The organism is Qipengyuania benthica, from assembly GCF_030717865.1.
In the GTDB taxonomy this organism is placed as follows: domain Bacteria; phylum Pseudomonadota; class Alphaproteobacteria; order Sphingomonadales; family Sphingomonadaceae; genus Qipengyuania; species Qipengyuania benthica.
Window position 1 is genome coordinate 943,477 of record NZ_JAVAIL010000001.1, and the last position, 20,056, is coordinate 963,532.

Genomic DNA, 20,056 nt, shown 5'->3' on the forward strand with positions numbered 1-20,056 from the left:
GCTAGTCTTTGCCGCCGTCCGCGTCCGCAGCCTGGCGCTGAGCCAGCGCCTCGATCAGCCGTTCGAACTGATCGCTGTCGCGCAGATTGATGTCGCGCTGCGGGAACGGGATCTCGATGTCGTGTTCCTTGAACAGCCACCACAACCGCTTGAGTACGGCAGAGCGGACATTGCCGACGCCTTCCTCGGGGTCCTGGATCCAGGTGTGGATGACGAAATTGACCGAGGAATCTCCATATTCGCTCATCCACACCGTGGGTGGCGGCGTCTTGAGCACGCGGGGCGCGTCCTTCGCCGCCTCGAGCATCAGCTCCTCGGCCTTCTTCATATCCGCGCCGTAGCTGACCCCGACCGGGATCTGCATGCGGACGTTCTTGGAGGAATAGGACCAGTTCTCGACCTGATTGATCATCAGGTTCTCGTTCGGGATCAGGTACTCGCGCTGGTCGCGGGTGGTGACCGAAACCGCGCGGACCCCGATCTTGCGAATCTGGCCGAAGGTCTCCTTGCCGGTGGTGTCGGCGACCGCGATGACGTCGCCGGGCTTGATCGACTTGTCCATCAGCAGGATGATCCCCGCGATCAGATTGCCGAAGGTTTTCTGCAGACCGAACCCGATCGCGAGCCCGAAAGCGCCCGAGAACACCGCCAGCGCGGTGAGATCGACCCCCAGCAGGTCGATCCCGATGAAGAACGCCATCCCCCATACGGCTATGGTGAGAATCTTGCGCCCGAGCAGCTGCTGGGCATCGTCGAAGCGGGTGAATCGGCGCAGCAGCCAGTTGAGCGACTTGGTTGTCAGCCAGGCGAGGGTGAGAACGAAGGCGACGATCGCCCCCACCACCACCACATCCCAAACCGACAGGCGGAAATCGCCGACGCTGAGAGCCAGCGCATCCAGCGTATCGAGGAAGTCGCCCGCCACCTCGCTCTGTGCGGATACCCGCTCGCGGATGTCTTCGGATGCCGCGACGCTTTCGAGTGCGGGCGCAGGCTCGGCAAGGCTCCAGGCTTGTTCGACCGGCGCCCCGTCCACGGCAGGCACCGCTCCGGCCTGGGTGGGCGCATCGGTAGGTGGGGAGGGCATCGGGGCGGTCATTGGTGTTCCATGGCGGCCAAGGCCCGTTCTAGATCGGCGATAAGGTCTTGCTGGTCCTCGAGCCCGACAGATAGGCGGATGGCATAGCGGTCGCCATCCTGCCAGCCCGGCCTCGGCCAGTCCATTCGCGCGCGGATCGGCTCCACGTCGAAGGGCAGGGCAAGGCTTTCGAACCCGCCCCAGCTGTAGCCGATCCCGAACAGTTCGAGCGCATCGATCAGCCGGCAGCGCGCCGCATCGTCGCGGCCCGACAGCACGAAGCTGAACAGCCCGCAGCCGCCGGTGAAATCACGCCGCCACAATTCGTGGCCGGTATCGGAGGGGAGCATCGGGCACAGCACATGGGCGACCTCGGGTCGCGCCGACAGCCATCCGGCCAGAGCGAGCGCGGTGCGGGTGCTGCGCTCCAGCCGCAATTGCATGGTGCGCAAGCCGCGCAGCGCCAGCGCCGCATCGTCGGGCGAGACCACATGGCCCAGTTCCTGCGCGGTCCGGCGCAGCGCGCGATGCCAGCGCTCGCCCGCGCTGGCCGCGCCCATCATCAAATCCGAATGCCCGCCGACATGCTTTGTAAGCGCCTGCACCGTAATATCGCAACCGCGATCGAGCGCGGGGAAGCCGAGCGAAGTGGCCCAGGTGTTGTCGATGAGGCTGACCGCGCCGCGCTCGCGCGCCTCGTCGGCGAGCGCCGGGATGTCGCAGACCTCCATCGTCAGGCTGCCGGGGTTCTCCAGCCACACCGCGCGGGTGCGATCGCAGAATGCTGCGCGATAGGCGGCGATGTCGAGCGGATCGAAGAACCGGGCATCGATGCCGAGCCGCGCGAGCAGTCCCTTGGCCATCGCGCGGCTGGGATCGTAGGCATTGTCCGTCACCAGCAGCACGTCGCCGGGCTTGAGCACCGCCAGCAGCGCGCCCGCAATCGCCGCAACGCCGCTGGGGTAGAGCACCGTGCCCTGCGCGCCGGGCTCGAGAGCGGTCAGCGCCTCGGCGAGCGCCCATTGCGTCGGCGAGCCGCGCCGGCCGTAGAAGAAATTGCCATCGGCATTGCTCTTCGTGCCCGCGCGCAGATCGGCGCAATCGGCGTAAAGATGCGTGCTGGCGCGGTACACCGGCGGATTGACGACGTGCGGATCGGGGCTGCGCCCTCCGGTCACCAGTCTCGTCGCGGGTAACAGTTTGTTTTCCCTTGTCCCGGTCATGCTGCGCGCGCCGCTCCCGTTTCCTTGGGGGTGGCGGGATCGGCCCCCCATTCCGCCCAGCTGCCGTCGTAGAGCGCGGCATCATCGACCCCGGCGAGATGCAGCGCGAAGAGCAGCACCGAGGCGGTCATCCCGCTGCCGCAGCTGGCGGCGATCGGCCGATCGAGATCGATCCCGGCGTCATGGAAGGCGCGGCGCAGTTCCTCGGGCGATTTGTAGGTGCCGTCGGAAGCGAACAGGTTGCGGAAGAAAACATTGCGCGCGCCGGGGATATGTCCGCCCGGAAGTTCGTGGATCGTATCGGCGCTGGTGCCGAGGAAGCGCGCGGCATCGCGGGCGTCGACGACCTGCTCGGTGCGGCTGGCGCAATTGGCGAGCATGTCGGCCTTGCTGCGGACGCGCGCAGCCGGCTCGGTGGCCGCGAACTCCGATGGCGACACTTCGACCGTGCCCTTCTCGATCGCGCGCCCTTCCGCTCGCCACTTCGCCCAGCCGCCATCGAGCAGCGCCACATCCGTCAACCCGTAGAGGCGAAAGATGAACCAGGCGCGCGCCGCACTGGCGATCGCGCTGTCGTCATAGAGCACGATCCGGCTGGTCGGAGCGATCCGCAAGGCGGACATCCGGGCCGAGAATTGCGCAGAAGTCGGCAGCGTGTTGCCCACCTGAGCCTCGGCGTCGTGCAGGCTCGGAAGATCGAGGAAGCGCGCACCGGGAATGTGGGCAGCAAGGAAATCCTCGCGCGGGTCGCGTTCGACGTCGGGCAGGTGCTTGGTGGCATCGAGGATGACGAGATCGGGATCGGCGAGATGTTCGGTCAGCCATTGCGTCGAAACGAGAGTGTCCATGCCCTTCGACTAGCGGTCTGCGGGAGCCTAGTCGAGCGGCCCGATGGGACGAGGCTAGTCGAGCGCGCGCTGCGCCAACGGTTCATAGCCGCGCGGGCCCTCGTCGAGCCGGAACGGCTGGAGACGGCCGCTGCCGCCGGTCCCCTGCTGACCGATCGCCAAAGTCTGCGCCTGCGGCGCGATTCCGTCGGCAATCGTGCGCAGCCGGAGCAGCGGCACCAGCAGCGGGGTGTCGCCCTGGCGCAGGATGCCGGCCTGCGACAGCGGCAGTTGCAGCTTGCCCTCGAAGCGCGCCGACTGACCCGGTGCGAGCCGGGGCATGGTGTGGCGCGGTTCGAGCGCGGTATCGGCCATCGCGACCTGCTGCTCGACCGGGCGGTCGCCGCTGGCGGAGCCCAGATCGGCTTCGATGACGACATTGCTCAGCGCCTCGGTCCCGCGATTGAGGACGGTGAGCCGGTAGCTGAGCGTCGCCGCCATGACGCTGCGGCTGAGGCGGATCGCTTCTGGGCGCAGCGTGAGCGCGGCGCGCGACGCGGCGACGGTCGGGCCGCCGTCCTGGCCGCCGCCCTTGCGCACCACCGGCGGTTCGATCTGTGGCGGCACAGTCTTGGCACGCGAGCGGCGCAGCGCCCAGGCGGCGACGATCGCCAGAAGGGCAAGCAGACCCAACCCGGCGAACCACCACCACGCCGACTTGCTTTCTGTCTCGGTGGAGGCGACGCCAGCGGCGGGCGCGGGAGAAGCGAGGGTCGGTGCGGGCAGGTTGCCGACCGGCGGGCTCGCTTCAACGGCGGACGGGTCTTGCTCCATCTCGCCCCCTGAACCGGGCTCCGCAGTGCTAGTCTGCCCCGTCAGGCGGGGCGGAGCCGCCGGAGCCTCGCGGTTCGCCGTCAGCGTGGCGCCCGGCGTGACTGCTGGACGAGGCTGACCGCGCGGCTCGGGAGTCGGAGTGGCGATGGGGCTGCGCGCAGGAACGGGGATCGGGCTCGCGACTGCGGTCGGCCGCGGGGAGGGTGTAGGGGTGGAGGTGGGCGTAGATAGCGGTCGGGGTGCCGTCGGGATCCCGCTCTCGAGATCGACCGGCCCCTGCACCCTGGGACTCGGCGTCGCGGTGGGCGCGGGGTTCGGGGGGAGCTGAAAATCCTGCGCCGATTGTGCCGAGACCGCAACCGGTGCGATCAGGGGCCAGGTCAAGAAAGCCAGAGCGGGCAACGATAGTCGGGATGTGGGGCGGGTCATTGCCATGCTTGCAGATGGAACGGGCCGAGCGTGTCGGGAAGCCGCGCTGAATAGGCTGTGAAGCCTCGCTCTCCAAGCGATCGCTTGCGCATGCGTGTCGGAACCGGCAGGAGCGCGGCATGGGCACCACACCAAACCCCAAATTTCTCGGGCGAGACAGCTCGCTTCCCGCCTCGCCGGAAGCGGCGGAGCTGGACTATGTTCCCAACCCGCGCAGCGGCGAGCTCTACATGGTCCGCTTCGCCGCGCCCGAATTCACCTCGCTGTGCCCGGTCACCGGCCAGCCCGATTTCGCGCATCTGGTGATCGACTATGCACCGGGCGAAACCATCGTCGAATCCAAGAGCCTCAAGCTCTTCCTCGGCAGCTTCCGCAATCATTGCGGTTTCCATGAGGATGTCACGGTCGGGATCGGCAAGCGGTTGTTCGACGAGATGCAGCCCAAGTGGCTGCGGATCGGCGGCTATTGGTATCCGCGTGGCGGTATACCGATCGATGTGTTCTGGCAGAGCGGCGCTCCGCCACAGGCGCTCTGGCTGCCCGATCAGGGTGTCGCATCCTACAGAGGGAGAGGATGATGAAGGATTTCATGGAAAAGCTGCCCAAATACGCGCTGTGGCTGTCGCTGGCGGTGCTGGTGTGGTTCGTCTTCGCGGTGTTCGCGCCCAAGATCGGGCTGATCGGCTGGCAAACGGGCTTCCTCTTCATGACGGTGCAGGCCGGACCGATCCTGATCGCGATCGCCGCCGCCGTGGCGCTTGTCGCGCTGGCGCTGGCATTTTTCCGCACGCCGCGCGGGGTCTGGTGGAAAGCGGCGCTCGCGCTGGCGATCCCGGTCGTGCTGTTCGCCGGGCTGATGTCGGTCCGCGCGCAGGGGAATGCTGCGCCGCCGATCCACGATGTCGCGACCGATGTCTACGATCCGCCGCAGTTCTCCGCGCAAACCCTGGCGATGCGCGAGGAGTGGGGCGCGAATGAACTCAACGATTATTCCACCCCGCTCGGCCGACTGGAGATGTGGCAGGACAGGGTGGATCCGAGCCTTGCGATCAAGACGCACGCCGATGTCATCGCCGAAAACTACGGCGATCTGCAGCCCATCGCCACCGAGCAGGTGAGCCAGGCCGAGGCGCTGGATGCCGCAGTTGCCGCGATGGCGGATATCGGCTTGCAGGACATCCGCCGCGATCCCGCCGCCGGAACCGTGGAAGGCGTGGCCGAAACCTTCGCTTACGGCTTTCGCGACGATGTGATCGTGCGGGTGCGCGACGGCAGGATCGATTTGCGCTCGGCGAGCCGGGTGGGGCTTTCGGATCTTGGCTACAACGCCGAGCGCCTGCGCGATCTGTCCGACGCGATCGAGGACCGGCTGGGGAACTGATGTCCCGTTGGGTCCGTGCGATGCGGAAGAATGGTGCCGGCTAGAGGATTCGAACCCCTGGCCCCCTGATTACAAATCAGGTGCTCTACCAACTGAGCTAAGCCGGCGTCGTCGCCCTCATGCAGCGAAGCGGTAGGGCGACATCATCCTGCGCCTTTCGATCAAACCGCGCCGAAAGTCCAGCCTTCGGTGCGAGCGATCTCCGGCGTCATTCCGGTTGGATTCCAGCGGCGCGGATCGCCGGCGACCGTGCGCAACCAGGCGGCGGCGAGCAGCGCGTCGGTAGCGTGATCGTCGATCGGGCCTGCGCCTTCGACAGTGGGAGAGCCAAGCGCGACCAGCGCCTCGTTCAACGCCTCATAGCTGCGCATCTTGGCGTGGCCGGCGCTGCGGCCCGCCTCGCGCGCGGCGAGCGAGGTGTAGATTTCAACGATCACCGAGCCTGTGTCCTCGGTCGGATCGACCGGCCAGACCGGGAGATGGCCGCGCAGCCGATGCAGCATCCGCATTCCGGTGAGCGAGGATTTGCCGACCTGCGCCGCGCCGACGAGGTTGAAATTCGAATAGGGTTTGCAGCCCATCGCCGCCTGCGCGTGTTCGGTCACCCGAAACCGCCCGCGGCCATGCGCGGCGTCGTCGCAGCCGAAACGCGCGCCGGTCTCGCTCCCGTCGCGGAAGTAAGGGCGGATCGCGGGATGCGCGACCATGCTGTTGGCCGCGAGATGGGGTTCCTCGGCGGCGATCGAGTCGACCAGCGCCCACAGTGCTGGAGCATCGGTGGGCGAGTTCGACCATCCGGGGAAATAGGCGCCGCAGTCCGCGCTCGGCAGCGCGATGCCGAGATCGAGGCCGATCAGCGTATCGGGCGGCAGATCGTCGCGCAGAATGGCGAGCACCTCGGCTCGGCTCCAGCCCTTTTTGCTCTCGACCAGAACCGGCGGCCCGCCGCGCGCATCGGCCAGCGCCAGCGCGATGCCCTTGTGGCGTTCGCCCCTGGCGCCCGACCAGTCGATGGCGAGAAAATGAGCGAACCGGCTCACCCGCGGGTGCGCCGCAGCTTGTCCCAATAGTCCATCCGCTTGGCGATCTCGCGCTCGAAGCCGCGCTCGATCGGCTCGTAATAGCTCTGCGGCTCCATCTCCTCGGGCCAGTAGTCGTCACCCGAGAAGCCTTCCTCCGAATTGTGATCGTAGCTGTAGCCCGCGCCATAGCCGATCTCCTTCATCAGCTTGGTGGGCGCGTTGAGGATGTTGGGCGGCGGCATCAGGCTGCCGGTTTCCTTCGCGCTCTTCCACGCCGCCTTCTGTGCCTTGTAGACGGCGTTCGATTTGGGCGCGGTGGCGAGGTAGAGGCAGGCCTGCGCCAGTGCCAGCTCGCCTTCGGGGCTGCCGAGGAACTCGTATGCATCCTTCGCGGCCATGCATTGCGTCAGCGCCTGGGGATCGGCGAGGCCGATATCCTCCACCGCCATGCGCACCAGGCGCCGCGCGAGGAAGCGCGGTTCCTCGCCCGCAGTGAGCATCCGCGCAAGGTAATAGAGCGCCGCCTGCGGATCGGAGCCGCGCACCGCCTTGTGGAGCGCGGAAATGAGATTGTAATGCCCGTCGCGATCCTTGTCGTAAACCGCGACGCGGCGCTGCAGGAAGCGGCCGAGTTCGGCGGGGCCGAGCGGCTGGTCGAGCTGTGCATGGTAGAGCGTTTCGGCCTGGTTGAGCAGGAACCGCCCGTCGCCATCGGCGCTGGCGATCAGTGCATCGCGCGCCGGATCGGTGACCGGGAGCGGTCCTTCGAGCGTCTCGGCGCGGTCGAGCAGCTGGCCCAGCGCTTCGGCACCAAGGCGGTGGAGGATGAGCACCTGCGCGCGGCTGAGCAGCGCGGCGTTGAGCGCGAAGCTGGGGTTCTCGGTGGTCGCGCCGACCAGCGTCACCGTGCCGCGCTCGACGAAGGGCAGGAAACCGTCCTGTTGCGCGCGATTGAAGCGGTGGATTTCGTCCACGAACAGCAGCGTTCGCTGACCAACCTCGGCGGCGCGGTCGGCAGCGGCGAAGGCCTTCTTGAGATCGGCGACCCCCGAGAATACCGCGCTGACGCTCTCGAAGCGCATCCCGACGCTGGCGGCGAGCAGGCGGGCGATGGTGGTCTTGCCGGTGCCGGGCGGGCCCCACAGGATCATCGAGGACAGCCGCCCCGCCGCGACCATGCGGCCGATCGGTCCTTCGGGGCCGGTCAGATGGTCCTGCCCGATGACCTCGCCGAGCGTGGCGGGGCGCAGGCGGTCGGCGAGCGGGGCGTCTTCGCGGGGAGGGGGTTCTGACACATCTGACACGGTGTCGGGGAAGAGATCGGCCATCGCTCCCATGTAGGGAATGGCGAGGGGAAATCCATCATCGCGGGTGCCGAAGGTGCTTTTGCAAAGCCGCTTTGCACCAGGCGCCGATGGGCGTAAGTTGACGCCTCGAGGCAAGGGGGAGGATGACGATGACGACACTTCCGGCACGAACGCCATGGCATCTGTGGGCGGTGGGCGCGATCTCGCTGCTGTGGAACGCCTTCGGTGCGAACGACTATCTTCAGACGCAGCTCGGCAACCTCGAATACATGGAGGGCATGGTCACCGACATGGGAGTGAGCGCCGAGGCAGCGCTGGCCTATTTCATCGGCTTCCCCGGCTGGGTCCATGCTTTCTGGGCGCTCGGCGTCTGGAGCAGCGTGCTCGGCTCGGTCCTGCTGCTGATGCGGCTGCGCTATGCGGTCTGGGCCTTCGCGCTGGCGTTGCTGGGGCTCGCGGGCACGACCTTCTATCAGGCGATGAGCGAGCAGCCCGAATGGGTGACGAGCGGGCCCAGCGCGGCGATTTCCATCGTGATCTGGTCGATCGCCACATTCCTGCTGATCTACGCGCTCAGCATGAAGAACAAGGGCGTGCTGCGCTGACCGATCTTAGCGCTTGCGCTCCCGCAACCGCAGATAGGTATCGACCACCGCCTGGTTGATCGCATCCCAGGAATAGGCGCGGGCGCGGCGCTCACCCGCATCGCCATGCTCGCGCAGCAGCGCAGGCTCGGTGCAATAGGGCGCCAGCGCGCGGGCGAAGGCGGCGGCATCGCCCGGCGGGACCAGCGCGCCAGTTTCGCCATCGACCACCAGGCTAGCGGCGCCGGTCGCGCCGGCGGCGACCACGGGCAGGCCGCTGGCCATCGCCTCGAGCGTGACATTGCCGAAGGTCTCGGTGACCGAAGGATTGAAGAAGACATCCGCGCTCGCCAGCGCGCGGCCCAGATCGCGCCCGGTCTGGAAGCCGGCGAAGCTCGCGCCGGGCATCGCCCCCTCGAACCAGCCGCGCGCCGGGCCGTCGCCGATCACCAGCACCTTGTGCGCGACCTGCATCCTGCGCAGTTCGGCGATCGCCGCGGCGAAGGTGTCGAGCCCCTTTTCCATCACCAGCCGCCCGAGGAAGGCGATCGCGACCTCGTCGTCCGCGATGCCTTGCGCGCGGCGCCATCCGAGATCGCGCCGCGCGGGATCGAAGATGTCGCGATCGACCCCGCGCGACCAGATCGAGATGTCGTGGTGCATCCTTTGCGCCTTGAGCTCGGCGATCTGGCTCTCGGAGGGCGCGACCAGCGCATCGCAGCGATTGTAGAAGCGGCGCAGCATCGCTTCGACCACAGGCTCGAGAAAGCCCAGCCCGTAATAGCGCGGATAGGTCTCGAAGCGGGTGTGAACCGAGGCCAGCACCGGGATGCCGCGTCGCCGCGCCCATCTGAGCGCCGCATGGCCGCCCGGATCGGGGGAGGCGATGTGCATCAAATTGGGCGCGAATGCGTCCAGATCGCGCTTCACCGCGGCATCGATTCCGGTGGCCATGCGGTATTCGCCGCGCCCTTTCACCGGCATCCGGACATTGGGGAGGCCGATCAGATCGCCGGTCGGCTCGAAATCGGGCTCGGCTACGGTCGGAGCATAGACGCGTACCGCCGCGCCCTGCGCCAGCAGATAGCCCACCAGCCGGTTCAGCGCCTGATTCGCTCCATCGCGGGTGTAATTGTAATTGCCGCTGAAGAGGGCGATGCGAAGATCGGTGACAGCCATCCTGCGCGGGCTCATAGGCGAGGCTCAAAGCTTTGGCGAGACAGGAGATCGCGCCTGCGAGAGGGCGCAAGCCGGAGCGATGCGCTCACCGCGTCTCGCAACCGGGCTGTCGATGAAATCCTGTTTCGCGTTGACTTGCTGCGGCGCAACATTAGGTCCGGCGCCGGGCCACGCGGTCCCAACGCCGCGCGAGCTCTCTGCAAGGAGAGAATACATGACTGCCAATACCGAACCGGCATTGAAGCCGGAGCGTCCGTTTTTTTCATCCGGACCCACCGCCAAGCACAAGGGCTGGGCGCTTTCCAAACTCCAGACCGGATCGCTGGGCCGTTCGCACCGCTCGAATGTGGGCAAGGCGCGGCTCAAGCACGCCATCGACCTGTCCAAGGAACTGCTCGGCATTCCCGAAGACTATCTGGTCGGGATCATGCCCGGGTCCGATACCGGTGCGCTGGAATGCGCGATGTGGACGATGCTCCATCCCGATCGCCCGGCGACGGTCGCGGCCTGGGAAAGCTTCGGCAATGTCTGGATTCAGGACGCGGTCAAGCAGTTGAAACTGCCCCGATTGACCACGCTCGATGCCGATTACGGCGAAATCCCCGATCTCGCCTCGATCCCGCAGGGCGACGATGTCGTCTTCACCTGGAACGGCACCACTTCGGGCGCCAAGATCCCGGACACCGACTGGCTCGAAGCTGACCGCGAAGGCGTCACCATCAACGATGCCACCAGCGCGATCTTCGCGATGGAGATGGATTGGCCCAAGCTCGATGCCACGACCTACAGCTGGCAGAAGGTGATGGGATCGGAAGCGCAGCACGGCATGCTGATCCTCAGCCCCAAGGCGGTCGAGCGGATCGAGAACACCGATCCTGTATGGCCGCTGCCCAAGCTGTTCCGGCTCAAGAAGGGCGACAAGCTCAACCGCGCGATCTTCGAGGGTGCGACGATCAACACCCCTTCGATGCTGGCGACCGAGGACTATATCCTCGCGCTCGAATGGGCGAAGTCGATCGGCGGGCGAAAAGCGATGTTCGAACGCGCCGATGCCAATGCCAAGATCGTCACCGACTGGATCGAGGCGACCCCGTGGCTGCGCAACATGGTCCCCGACCCGGCGCAGCGCACCAACACCGGCGTGTGCTTCGTCTTCCAGGGCGATTACTACGACAGCCTCACCGAAGAAGAGCAGGCCAAGGTGCCTGGGCGCATCGCCAAGATGCTCGAGGATCGCGATGTAGGCTATGATTTCAACGGCTATCGCGACGCCCCGCCGAGTCTGCGCATCTGGTGCGGCGGAACCGTCGAGCAGGAGGATCTGAAACGCCTGCTGCCGTGGATCGAGTGGGCCTACGGTCGCCTGCAGGCCTAGTGCGCGTCCCCGCACAGGCGGGGCCGCAAGCCGCTTCATCGTCATACATTACACGAGGTCCGCGCCTGCGCGGAAACTCGCACGGGAATTCAGACCATGACCAAACCCAAAGTCCTCATCTCGGACAAGATGGACCCCAACGCCGCGCGCATCTTCACGGAGCGCGGCTGCGAGGTCGACGTCAAGACGGGCATGACGCCCGAGGAACTCAAGGCTTGCATCGGCGAATACGACGGCCTTGCCATACGCTCCTCCACAACCGTGACGCCCGAGATCATTGCAGCCGCGACCAAGCTCAAGGTGATCGGCCGCGCCGGTATCGGGGTCGACAATGTCGATATTCCGGCGGCAAGCGCGCATGGCGTGGTGGTGATGAACACGCCGTTCGGCAATTCGATCACAACCGCCGAGCACGCGATCGCCATGATCATGGCGCTGGCCAGGCAGATTCCGGAAGCCAATGCGCGGACGCAGGCGGGCGAATGGCCCAAGAGCGCCTTCATGGGCGTGGAGGTCACCGGCAAGACGCTGGGCCTGATCGGCGCGGGCAATATCGGCTCGATCGTCGCTGCGCGCGCGCAGGGCCTGCGGATGAAGGTGATCGCCTACGATCCCTTTCTGACGCCGGATCATGCAGTCGAGATCGGGGTCGAGAAGGTCGATCTCGAGACGCTGCTCGCGCGCGCCGATTTCATCACGCTGCACACCCCGCTGACCGACGAGACGCGCAACATCCTCTCGGCCGAGAATCTCGCCAAGACGAAGAAGGGCGTGCGGATCGTCAATTGCGCGCGCGGCGGCTTGATCGACGAGGCGGCGCTCGCCCAACTGCTTGCCAGCGGGCATGTGGCGGGGGCGGCGCTCGACGTCTTCGCCACCGAACCGGCCAAGGAAAGCCCGCTGTTCGGCCAGCCCAATTTCATCTGCACCCCGCATCTGGGCGCATCCACCACCGAGGCGCAGGTCAATGTCGCGCTTCAGGTGGCCGAGCAGATGAGCGACTATCTGGTCGATGGCGGGGTGAGCAACGCGCTCAACATGCCCAGCCTCAGCGCCGAGGAAGCGCCCAAGCTGCGTCCCTATATGGCGCTGGCCGAAAAGCTGGGCAGCCTCGTCGGGCAGCTGGCGCATGGCAATCTGACCAAGATCAGCATCGAGCGCGAGGGCGCCGCGGCGGGGCTCAACGGCAAGCCGATCACCGGCGCGGTGCTGGCGGGCTTCATGCGGCGCTATTCGGAAAGCGTGAACATGGTCAACGCGCCCTATCTCGCCAAGGAGCGCGGGCTGGAGGTCAGCGACGTCCGCCACGAACGCGAGGGCATCTACCAGACGCTGCTGCGCGTGACGGTGGCGACCGAACAGGGCGACCGCTCGGTGGCGGGCACGCTGTTCGGCACCGATTCGCCGCGCCTGGTAGAAATTTTCGGCGTGGGTATCGAGGCGGCGCTGGAAGGGCACATGCTCTATATCGTCAACGAGGACGCGCCGGGGTTCATCGGTCGAATCGGTACCTTGTTGGGAGAACACGACATCAACATCGGCACCTTCCATCTCGGCCGCCGCGAGGCGGGTGGGGAGGCCACGCTGCTGCTGAGCGTCGATGCGCCGATACCCGCCGAGGTGATCAAGCAGGCTTGTGCTCTGGAAGGCGTCAAGCTGGCGATCCCGCTGGCGTTCTGAGTCCGCTAGCAGCGAAAGCACTCGTCCCGAGCTTGTCGAAGCACCGTTTTATCTTCTAGCGCGGCTGCGCATCCGAAGAACGGTCCCCGGCAGGCTCGGGGCGAAGCGAGTGAGTTATTATGCCAAGCCCCGACACGACCTCGGCCGACGACCTCCTGCCAGAAGGTCTGGAAGATCGCCTGCCCCGCGAAGCCGCCGCAGCCACGCGGGCGATGCGCGCGATTCTCTCGGCGATGGACGCGCATGGCTACGACCGGGTGCGCCCGCCGCTGGTGGAGTTCGAACGTTCGCTCGCCGGGCGGATGGAGGGGGTCCACACCCGCCGCATGGTGCGCTTCACCGATCCGGTCAGCCTGCGCACGCTCGCGCTGCGTTCGGATATGACTGTCCAGGTCGGACGCATCGCCGCCACCCGGATGGCGGCGGCGCCGCGCCCGCTGCGGCTGTGCTACGGCGGCGAGGTCGCGACGATCCGTTCGGACCATCTCGATCCGGCGCGGCAACGCCTGCAGCTCGGTGCGGAACTGATCGGCAGCGACAGCGTCGACGCGGCGGTGCAGATCGTACTGCTGGCGCTCGAAGCGCTCGAGGCTGCGGGCGTGGCCAACGTCTCGGTCGATTTCACGCTGCCCGACCTGGTGGATACGCTGGCCGCAGCAGCGTTTCCGCTCGCCGATGGCGAAATCGAGGCGGTGCGCCGCGAACTCGACACCAAGGACGCCGGCGGGCTGGCGCAGGTGCCGGGCGGGGAAGCCTATCTGCCGCTGCTCTACGCGGCAGGACCCTTCGCCGAGGCGGTGGAGCGATTGGCGGCGATCGATGCGCAGGGCGCGCTTGCCAGCCGGATCGCCGGCCTGCGCAGCATCGCCGCTGCAGTAGGAGACAGGGCGCGGCTGACGCTCGACCCGAGCGAGCGGCACGGCTTCGAATATCAGAGCTGGTTCGGCTTCACCCTCTACGCAGACGGCGCGCGCGGCGCGCTGGGGAGGGGCGGGACCTATGCGATCAAGGGCAGCGACGAGGTCGCGACCGGCTTCTCGCTCTACGTGGAACCCGTGCTCGAGGCGCTGGGCGGCGGCAGCGAGGAGCTACGCCCCACGGTATTCCTGCCGCTGGCACACGATCGCGACGCCGCCGCCGCGTTGCGCAGCACAGGCTGGCGCACTCTGGCGGCGGTGAGCGAGGCGGACGATGCGGCAGCGCTGGGCTGCACGCACCGGCTGGAGGGCGGGGCGGCGGTTCCGCTCTAGCAGAACTCGCTGGGGTCGGGGCCCATCCGGCCATCGGCATTATCGAGCGCGTCGATCCGCGCCATCTGATCCTCCGAGAGTTCGAACGACAGCGCCTTGAAATTGGCCTCGATATGATCGCGGCTGCTCGCCTTGGGGATGGTCGAGAGCCCGTGCTGGATGTGCCAGCGGATGATCACCGCGCTGGCCGGCTGGCCGGTTTCCTCCGCGATGGCCTTGATCGCGGGGTTCTCCAGCCCATCGCCCTGGCCGAGCGGCGACCAGCTCTGGGTGACGATGCCCAGTTCCTTGTGGAGCTGGCGCAATTCGCGCTGCTGGAAGCTGGGGTGCAGTTCGATCTGATTGACCGCGGGGGTGACACCGGTCTCGTCGATGATCCGGCGCAGATCCTGTTCGCGGAAGTTCGACACGCCGATCGACTTGGCCTTGCCCTCATCGCGCAGTTCGATGAACGCCTTCCAGGTGTCCACGAACTCGCGCTTGTCGGGGCAGGGCCAGTGAATCAGCAGCATGTCGACATGATCGCGGCCCAGCCGTTCGAGGCATTTGTCGGCGGCCTTCTTGGCGCGGTCGAAGCCCTGGCTCTCGTTCCAGACCTTGGTCTGGAGGAAGATGTCGGCCCAGTCGCCCACGCCTTGACCCACACCCTTCTCGTTCTGGTAGATCGCGGCGGTATCGACCAGCCAGTAGCCGACATCGAGCGCAGTGCGGACCGCCTCGGGCGCGTCGGCATCGTCGATCTTGTAGGTGCCGAAGCCCAGCTGCGGGATCTGGCGGTCGTCGTTGAGAGTGAGGGTGGGGTAATCGGTCATGGGTTCTCCTTTGCCCTGACAATGGTGCAGCGAGGCCAAGTATCCCGAAACCCGCTTGCCCTGCCATCACCCAGCGCCTACCGCCCGCCCCGTTTGTTTCCCAGCAGGTGAATGCAGCCAGATGGCCAATGTGACCGTGATCGGCGCCCAATGGGGCGATGAAGGCAAGGGCAAGATCGTCGACTGGCTCGCCAGCCGCGCCGATGCCGTGGTGCGATTCCAGGGTGGGCACAATGCCGGCCACACGCTGGTGATCGACGGAACCACCTACAAGCTCTCGCTGCTGCCATCGGGCATCGTCTCGGGCACGCTGTCGGTGATCGGCAATGGCGTGGTGCTCGACCCCTGGGCGCTCAAGTCCGAGATCGAGAAGCTGGAAAGCCAGGGCGTCACCATCAACGACGACAATCTCGCGGTGGCGGACAATTGCCCGCTGATCCTGCCGCTCCACCGCGATCTCGACGGCCTGCGCGAAACCGCGGCGGGCCAGGGTAAGATCGGGACCACCGGGCGCGGCATCGGCCCGGCTTACGAGGACAAGGTCGGTCGCCGCGCTATCCGGGTCTGCGATCTGGCGCATCTCGACCGCCTCGATCCGCAACTCGACCGGCTGTGCGCGCATCACGATGCGCTGCGCGCCGGTTTCGACCAGCCGCCGGTCGATCGCGAGGAATTGCTCGACCAGCTGCGCGAGATTGCGCCCTTCGTGCTGCAATATGCGCAGCCGGTGTGGAAGCGCTTGAAGAAGGTGCGCAAGGCCGGCGCCAAGATCCTGTTCGAGGGCGCGCAGGGTGTGCTGCTCGATATCGACCACGGCACCTATCCCTTCGTCACCAGCTCGAACACCGTCAGCGGCACCGCCGCGGCGGGAAGCGGGCTCGGCCCCAACAGCACCGGCTATGTGCTCGGCATCGTCAAGGCCTACACCACAAGGGTCGGCTCGGGTCCGTTTCCGACCGAACTCTCCGACTCGATCGGCCAGCGGCTGGGCGAGCGCGGCCATGAATTCGGCACCGTCACCGGGCGCCAGCGCCGGGTCGGCTGGTTCGATGCGGTGCTGGTGCGCCAGACCTGCTCGATCTCGGGCGTCACCGGGATCGCGCTGACCAAGATCGACGTGCTCGACGGGCTCGACCAGGTAAAGATCTGCACCGGCTACCGGCTGCGCGGACAGGTCTACGACTATCTCCCCAGCCATGCCGCCGATCAGGAAGCGGTCGAGCCGATTTACGAGACGATGGAAGGCTGGCACGAATCGACCGCCGGCGCGCGCAGCTATGCCGAGCTGCCCGCCAATGCGATCAAATACATCCAGCGCGTCCAGGAGCTGATCGAAACGCCGGTAGCGCTGGTCAGCACCAGTCCCGAGCGCGACGACACCATCCTGATGCGCGATCCGTTCGAGGATTGATGCGCCCGGCGTTGAGCAGCGGTTAAGTGGGCGGCGTTATGGCTGGAATCATGCGCAGCTTGCTTGTCCTGGTATGGGTTTTCTCGATCGGTTTGGGCGGCGGCCCATCCATCCGCGCCGAGACACTTCCGACTGTCGATTTCGTGCTGGTCGATAAATCGGAACGCAGTCTGTGGGTCTATTCGCAGGGCAAGGTGGTTCACCGCATGACCGGCCTGCAATTCGGCGATGCGCCGCAGGGGCACAAGCGGTTCGAAGGCGACGAGCGCACCCCCGAAGGGCGCTACACGATCGATTATGGCAATCCGCAGTCGCGTTATTTTCTGAGCCTGCGGATTTCCTATCCCAACGCCGTGGACCGGGCCTTCGCCAAGGCGCAGGGGCGCTCGCCTGGCGGCGATATCTTCATCCACGGCCAGCCCAACGGTCTGCCCGACGACCAGCGTGTCGCCGGCGATTGGACCGATGGCTGCATCGCTTTGTCCAATGCGGAGATCGAATTGCTGTGGCAGATAGTCCCCGACGGCACTCCGATCGAGATTCGCCCCTGACAGATCGGGCCAATAGCTCCATTCTTGACTAATTCCCGTTCTGTTCTACTCCTGTTCACGGAAAACAGGAGCGATTCGCATGGCCCAACTTGCCTATCTCCACGAAGGTGTCGAACCGGTGCGAACGGAGGGCGATGCGGTTTTCGCGCTCACGCTGTCGTTGTTCGGCGAAGATCAGCGTCGGATCTCTCACCTCGCCGAGGATGCCCGCGCCGCCGGTCTGGCCGTGGGCAAGCCGCGCCCGCTCGAGTCTCTGCTCGAAGGATCGGGCGGGGTGCTGGGCGATGTGGTGGTTGCCGACTGTCCGCAGATCGACGCCGGCAAGCTGGCGGCGCTGATCCGGCTCGACGAGCGGGTGGCGCGCGCGGGTGCGCGGCTGATCGTGGCAACGTCGGCGGATGCGCTCGATGATGTGTTCGGCTGTCTCGAACGCTCGCGCCCGCAAATCCTGATCGGTGCGCAGCGCGCCGAGGGGCTGGTGGCGATGGGCGCCGCACTGGCCCAATTGCCCGGTCGCCGACTGCGCGAGGACGACGGCGAGGAGCGGATGCTGCTGCTGCGGCTGACCGAGCAGGTGGTGCGGATCGCCGAGAAGCTCGACAGGCTGGCTCCGGGAGCGGACGGGGGTGCGCTGCGCGCGCCGGACCGGCCATTCCGTCCGGCCGAAGAAGATCGCGAGTTTTTGCGCCGTCCGCGCCCGCCGCTGCCCGATCCGCGGCTGATCAAGCAGATCGTGCGCGACCGTCGACTGCGGAGCAAATATTTTGCCGAGGAGCTGTTCGCCGATCCGGCATGGGACATCCTGCTCGATCTAACCATGGCGCGCGCCGAACATCGCCGCGTGTCGGTCTCCTCACTATGCATCGCCGCGGGCGTTCCGCCGACTACCGCGCTGCGCTGGGTGGCGCAGATGGTCGAGAGCGGATTGCTCGAGCGCATGCAGGATCAGGAGGACAAGCGCCGCGCCTTCATCGCGCTGAGCGATCGAAGCGCCGATGCGATGGCGCGCTATTTCGCCGAGATCAAGTCCAGCCGCGCCAGTCCGATCTGAACGCTGCGAATCAGGATTCGGAGCGACGCAGCACGATCGTCAGCCCGTCCTCGGCTGGGTCGCACGGCAAAGCCATTCGCCGCGCATCGGCGCGGGCGCGGATCAGGATCGCTTCGGCGATGCCGGGATCGTGCAGAACGGTGTCGGCCATACCCAGCAGCCGCGCCTGCCGCAGCGTCAGATCGTCGGGATCGTCGCCGGTGAGTTCGATCTCAATGGTCTGCGACCTGAGCGGCTCGGCCCCATCCGCCAGCCAGTCGGCGATCCGCCCGGCGCTGTCGCTTGCCAGCGGATCGAGCGGACCGTGTTCGGACAGCGCGGCATCGATGGCGCGGCGGCGCTCGTCTCCATCGGGCCAGCGTCTGCGGATTCGGTCCCTTGCTTCCGACAAGCCGCTCGCCAGCGCACCGAGACCCGTTGGCAGCAGCCGCTCCAGCCGCAGCCGCAAATGCTTCGCCAAACCTGCCGAAGCCCCGCCGGTGCCCACCGCGATCAGCACCGGCTCGCGATCGAGCACGCTGGGGAGGGTGAAATCGCACAGTTCGGGCCGGTCGGCGACATTGACGAGCAGGCCAAGCCGCTTGAGCCGCAGCGCCGCCGCCTCGGCCGCGCGGCCATCCTCCAGCGCCACGAAACCGAGCCGCGCGTGATGCGCCTCCGCCTCGCTGCACACCTCGCCCCCGGCGCGCTCGACCAGCCGCCGCTTGGCTTCCGCCATCGCACCGCTGCCCACCAGCACCACGCGCGTGCCCGCGATGCGGTGGAAGAGCGGCAGGCTGTTCATGCCAGCCAGTCGGGCATGCGCTCGGCATCCATGATCGCGCTGGGCGCGATCCGGTCGGCGACCACGGCGAAGCGGTCGCCATCGACCAGCACCTCGGCGACGAAGCCGCGCGAATTGTAGGACGACGCCATGGTCGCGCCATAGGCGCCCGCGGTGCGGAACACCGCCAGATGGCCGGCGCCGAGCGCATCGCATTCGCGGTCCATCGCGAAAGTGTCGCCGGTTTCGCAGATCGGGCCGACGATATGCGCGGTCATCCGCTCGCCGCTCGGCTCGACCGCCTCGAAATCGTGCCAGGCGCCGTAGAGAGCGGGGCGCGCGAGGTCGTTCATCGCCGCATCGACCACCAGGAAGGGGTGCGTCAGCCCGCGCTTGACCCGGACCACGCGGGTCAACAGTACGCCGGCATTGCCCGCGATCACCCGTCCGGGTTCGAACATCAGCCGCACGTTCCAGTCCTTGGTCACCCGCGCGACCATGGCGCCGTATTCCGCCGGAGCGGGCAGGGCCTCCCCCGCGCGATAGGGGACACCCAGACCGCCGCCGAGATCGGCATGGGTTACCTTGCAACCCGCGCCGCGCAATTCGCCGATCAGCGCGCCCACCTTGGCGAATGCCGCCTCGAGCGGTTCGAGACTGGCGAGTTGGCTGCCGATATGGACCGCGATGCCGCGCATATCGAGCCCGTCCTCCTGCGCCAGCGCAGTGTAGATCGCGGTCGCGCGATCGAGCGGAACGCCGAACTTGTTCTCGCTCTTGCCGGTCGAGATCTTCTCATGCGTGCGCGCATCGACATCGGGGTTTACCCGCAGCGCGCAGCGCGCGGCCCTGCCCGCGCGGCGCGCGATCGCCGCCAGTTCGTAACCCTCTTCCTCGCTCTCCACGTTGAACTGCCCGATATCCTCGCGCAGTCCCTGCTCGAGCTCGGCATGGGTCTTGCCCACGCCGGAAAAGACGATGTCGGCAGGCTTCATCCCCGCGGCCAGTGCGCGGATCAGCTCGCCGCCCGAGACCACATCCGCGCCATAGCCCTGCCGTGCCAGCACGCGCAGCACCGCGAGATTGGGGTTGGCCTTGACCGCGAAGGCTATGTGCGGATCGTCGAGCGGCGCCAGCGCCTCGCGGAACACCGTGGCGTGGCGCTCGATCGTGGCGCGCGAATACACATAGACGGGGGTGCCGACGGCCTCGGCGATCGCGGGAAGCGGTACGTCTTCGGCGTGCAACACGCCGTCGCGAAGGGTGAAATGATCCATCGCCGCGCCGCATGCCGCGAAG

Annotated in this window: 19 protein-coding genes and 1 tRNA gene; 9 read left to right on the plus strand and 11 right to left on the minus strand. The window is 66.9% G+C overall.

The features are described 5' to 3' along the window. Position 1 precedes the first annotated feature (1 nt). From Q9K01_RS04705 to Q9K01_RS04720, 4 genes are read right to left on the minus strand one after another with little or no spacing between them, the layout of a single operon-like run. A complete protein-coding gene (locus tag Q9K01_RS04705) occupies positions 2 to 1,099 on the minus strand; it encodes a mechanosensitive ion channel family protein (RefSeq protein ID WP_305929031.1) in 1,098 nt (365 codons plus the stop codon). After that, complete coding sequence (gene metC, locus Q9K01_RS04710; protein WP_305929032.1) at positions 1,096 to 2,301, minus strand: cystathionine beta-lyase; 1,206 nt, start codon at positions 2,299 to 2,301, stop codon at positions 1,096 to 1,098. Before metC ends, Q9K01_RS04705 begins: the two co-directional genes overlap by 4 nt. Then, positions 2,298 to 3,149, minus strand: a complete 852-nt coding sequence (locus Q9K01_RS04715) for a sulfurtransferase (RefSeq protein WP_305929033.1) — start codon at positions 3,147 to 3,149, stop codon at positions 2,298 to 2,300. Before Q9K01_RS04715 ends, metC begins: the two co-directional genes overlap by 4 nt. Positions 3,150 to 3,203: 54 nt before the next feature. Further along, a complete protein-coding gene (locus Q9K01_RS04720) occupies positions 3,204 to 3,962 on the minus strand; it encodes a hypothetical protein (RefSeq protein WP_305929034.1) in 759 nt (252 codons plus the stop codon). Between the two features lie 548 nt (positions 3,963 to 4,510). On the opposite strand from Q9K01_RS04720, the gene queF reads away from it, so the two are divergent. Beyond that, positions 4,511 to 4,969 (plus strand): preQ(1) synthase, encoded by a 459-nt coding sequence (gene queF / locus Q9K01_RS04725; protein WP_305929035.1) that lies wholly within the window; start codon positions 4,511 to 4,513, stop codon positions 4,967 to 4,969. Next, entirely contained in the window at positions 4,966 to 5,772 is an 807-nt protein-coding gene (locus Q9K01_RS04730) for a DUF1499 domain-containing protein (RefSeq protein ID WP_305929036.1), read from the plus strand. The genes queF and Q9K01_RS04730 overlap by 4 nt, the downstream gene beginning before the upstream one ends. Before the next feature lie 31 nt (positions 5,773 to 5,803). On the opposite strand, the gene Q9K01_RS04735 is transcribed toward Q9K01_RS04730, so the two are convergent. The 3 genes from Q9K01_RS04735 to Q9K01_RS04745 all read right to left on the minus strand — a co-directional run bounded on the left by Q9K01_RS04735 (position 5,804) and on the right by Q9K01_RS04745 (position 8,122). Then, positions 5,804 to 5,879 (minus strand) — tRNA-Thr (locus Q9K01_RS04735). A 54-nt stretch (positions 5,880 to 5,933) separates the two neighbouring features. Then, positions 5,934 to 6,812, minus strand: coding sequence for a hypothetical protein (locus Q9K01_RS04740; RefSeq protein WP_305929037.1), 879 nt, complete (start codon positions 6,810 to 6,812; stop codon positions 5,934 to 5,936). Continuing rightward, positions 6,809 to 8,122 (minus strand): replication-associated recombination protein A, encoded by a 1,314-nt coding sequence (locus tag Q9K01_RS04745; RefSeq protein ID WP_305929038.1) that lies wholly within the window; start codon positions 8,120 to 8,122, stop codon positions 6,809 to 6,811. The genes Q9K01_RS04740 and Q9K01_RS04745 overlap by 4 nt, the downstream gene beginning before the upstream one ends. A 128-nt stretch (positions 8,123 to 8,250) precedes the next feature. On the opposite strand from Q9K01_RS04745, the gene Q9K01_RS04750 reads away from it, so the two are divergent. Further along, the gene (locus Q9K01_RS04750) at positions 8,251 to 8,706 is read left to right on the plus strand and encodes a hypothetical protein (protein WP_305929039.1); all 456 of its coding nucleotides are present in this window, start codon (positions 8,251 to 8,253) and stop codon (positions 8,704 to 8,706) included. A 6-nt stretch (positions 8,707 to 8,712) separates the two neighbouring features. On the opposite strand, the gene Q9K01_RS04755 is transcribed toward Q9K01_RS04750, so the two are convergent. Beyond that, complete coding sequence (locus tag Q9K01_RS04755) at positions 8,713 to 9,864, minus strand: glycosyltransferase family 4 protein (RefSeq protein ID WP_305929184.1); 1,152 nt, start codon at positions 9,862 to 9,864, stop codon at positions 8,713 to 8,715. 214 nt (positions 9,865 to 10,078) lie between these two features. Between Q9K01_RS04755 and Q9K01_RS04760 the strand changes: the two genes are divergently transcribed. From Q9K01_RS04760 to Q9K01_RS04770, 3 genes are all read left to right on the plus strand, one after another. After that, a complete protein-coding gene (locus tag Q9K01_RS04760) occupies positions 10,079 to 11,239 on the plus strand; it encodes a phosphoserine transaminase (RefSeq protein ID WP_305929040.1) in 1,161 nt (386 codons plus the stop codon). Between the two features lie 96 nt (positions 11,240 to 11,335). Beyond that, positions 11,336 to 12,919, plus strand: a complete 1,584-nt coding sequence (gene serA, locus Q9K01_RS04765; protein ID WP_305929041.1) for a phosphoglycerate dehydrogenase — start codon at positions 11,336 to 11,338, stop codon at positions 12,917 to 12,919. A gap of 119 nt (positions 12,920 to 13,038) precedes the next feature. After that, positions 13,039 to 14,169 carry an ATP phosphoribosyltransferase regulatory subunit gene (locus tag Q9K01_RS04770; protein WP_305929042.1) on the plus strand — a complete coding sequence of 377 codons (1,131 nt, stop codon included), beginning with the start codon at positions 13,039 to 13,041 and terminating at the stop codon, positions 14,167 to 14,169. Here Q9K01_RS04770 and Q9K01_RS04775 read toward each other — a convergent pair. Next, positions 14,166 to 14,981 (minus strand): aldo/keto reductase, encoded by an 816-nt coding sequence (locus tag Q9K01_RS04775; RefSeq protein ID WP_305929043.1) that lies wholly within the window; start codon positions 14,979 to 14,981, stop codon positions 14,166 to 14,168. The two genes, Q9K01_RS04770 and Q9K01_RS04775, sit on opposite strands and share 4 nt — an antisense overlap. A gap of 121 nt (positions 14,982 to 15,102) precedes the next feature. Here Q9K01_RS04775 and Q9K01_RS04780 point away from each other — a divergent pair, with 121 nt between their 5' ends. From Q9K01_RS04780 to Q9K01_RS04790, 3 genes are all read left to right on the plus strand, one after another. Continuing rightward, a complete protein-coding gene (locus tag Q9K01_RS04780) occupies positions 15,103 to 16,392 on the plus strand; it encodes an adenylosuccinate synthase (protein ID WP_305929044.1) in 1,290 nt (429 codons plus the stop codon). 50 nt (positions 16,393 to 16,442) lie between these two features. Next, positions 16,443 to 16,943 carry a L,D-transpeptidase family protein gene (locus Q9K01_RS04785; RefSeq protein WP_305929045.1) on the plus strand — a complete coding sequence of 167 codons (501 nt, stop codon included), beginning with the start codon at positions 16,443 to 16,445 and terminating at the stop codon, positions 16,941 to 16,943. Positions 16,944 to 17,022: 79 nt separating this feature from the next. Then, positions 17,023 to 17,994: a winged helix DNA-binding protein gene (locus Q9K01_RS04790; RefSeq protein ID WP_305929046.1), complete on the plus strand. Its 972-nt coding sequence runs from the start codon at positions 17,023 to 17,025 to the stop codon at positions 17,992 to 17,994. Between the two features lie 10 nt (positions 17,995 to 18,004). Here the strand turns inward: Q9K01_RS04790 and Q9K01_RS04795 are convergent, their stop codons facing one another. Both Q9K01_RS04795 and lysA read right to left on the minus strand, forming a co-directional pair. Then, entirely contained in the window at positions 18,005 to 18,778 is a 774-nt protein-coding gene (locus Q9K01_RS04795; RefSeq protein WP_305929047.1) for a precorrin-2 dehydrogenase/sirohydrochlorin ferrochelatase family protein, read from the minus strand. Continuing rightward, positions 18,775 to 20,034: a diaminopimelate decarboxylase gene (gene lysA / locus Q9K01_RS04800; protein ID WP_305929048.1), complete on the minus strand. Its 1,260-nt coding sequence runs from the start codon at positions 20,032 to 20,034 to the stop codon at positions 18,775 to 18,777. The genes Q9K01_RS04795 and lysA overlap by 4 nt, the downstream gene beginning before the upstream one ends. Positions 20,035 to 20,056: the final 22 nt, after the last annotated feature.

Bases quoted from the DNA above. Each gene is read 5' to 3' on its own strand.
- Q9K01_RS04750 (WP_305929039.1), top strand. From the start codon at position 8,251: ATGACGACACTTCCGGCACGAACGCCATGGCATCTGTGGGCGGTGGGC.
- Q9K01_RS04715 (WP_305929033.1), bottom strand. From the start codon at position 3,149: ATGGACACTCTCGTTTCGACGCAATGGCTGACCGAACATCTCGCCGAT.
- Q9K01_RS04785 (WP_305929045.1), top strand. From the start codon at position 16,443: ATGCGCAGCTTGCTTGTCCTGGTATGGGTTTTCTCGATCGGTTTGGGC.
- Q9K01_RS04755 (WP_305929184.1), bottom strand. From the start codon at position 9,864: ATGGCTGTCACCGATCTTCGCATCGCCCTCTTCAGCGGCAATTACAAT.
- Q9K01_RS04790 (WP_305929046.1), top strand. From the start codon at position 17,023: ATGGCCCAACTTGCCTATCTCCACGAAGGTGTCGAACCGGTGCGAACG.
- Q9K01_RS04780 (WP_305929044.1), top strand. From the start codon at position 15,103: ATGGCCAATGTGACCGTGATCGGCGCCCAATGGGGCGATGAAGGCAAG.
- Q9K01_RS04730 (WP_305929036.1), top strand. From the start codon at position 4,966: ATGATGAAGGATTTCATGGAAAAGCTGCCCAAATACGCGCTGTGGCTG.
- Q9K01_RS04745 (WP_305929038.1), bottom strand. From the start codon at position 8,122: ATGGCCGATCTCTTCCCCGACACCGTGTCAGATGTGTCAGAACCCCCT.
- serA (WP_305929041.1), top strand. From the start codon at position 11,336: ATGACCAAACCCAAAGTCCTCATCTCGGACAAGATGGACCCCAACGCC.
- metC (WP_305929032.1), bottom strand. From the start codon at position 2,301: ATGACCGGGACAAGGGAAAACAAACTGTTACCCGCGACGAGACTGGTG.
- Q9K01_RS04795 (WP_305929047.1), bottom strand. From the start codon at position 18,778: ATGAACAGCCTGCCGCTCTTCCACCGCATCGCGGGCACGCGCGTGGTG.
- Q9K01_RS04760 (WP_305929040.1), top strand. From the start codon at position 10,079: ATGACTGCCAATACCGAACCGGCATTGAAGCCGGAGCGTCCGTTTTTT.
- lysA (WP_305929048.1), bottom strand. From the start codon at position 20,034: ATGGATCATTTCACCCTTCGCGACGGCGTGTTGCACGCCGAAGACGTA.
- queF (WP_305929035.1), top strand. From the start codon at position 4,511: ATGGGCACCACACCAAACCCCAAATTTCTCGGGCGAGACAGCTCGCTT.
- Q9K01_RS04720 (WP_305929034.1), bottom strand. From the start codon at position 3,962: ATGGAGCAAGACCCGTCCGCCGTTGAAGCGAGCCCGCCGGTCGGCAAC.
- Q9K01_RS04775 (WP_305929043.1), bottom strand. From the start codon at position 14,981: ATGACCGATTACCCCACCCTCACTCTCAACGACGACCGCCAGATCCCG.
- Q9K01_RS04705 (WP_305929031.1), bottom strand. From the start codon at position 1,099: ATGACCGCCCCGATGCCCTCCCCACCTACCGATGCGCCCACCCAGGCC.
- Q9K01_RS04770 (WP_305929042.1), top strand. From the start codon at position 13,039: ATGCCAAGCCCCGACACGACCTCGGCCGACGACCTCCTGCCAGAAGGT.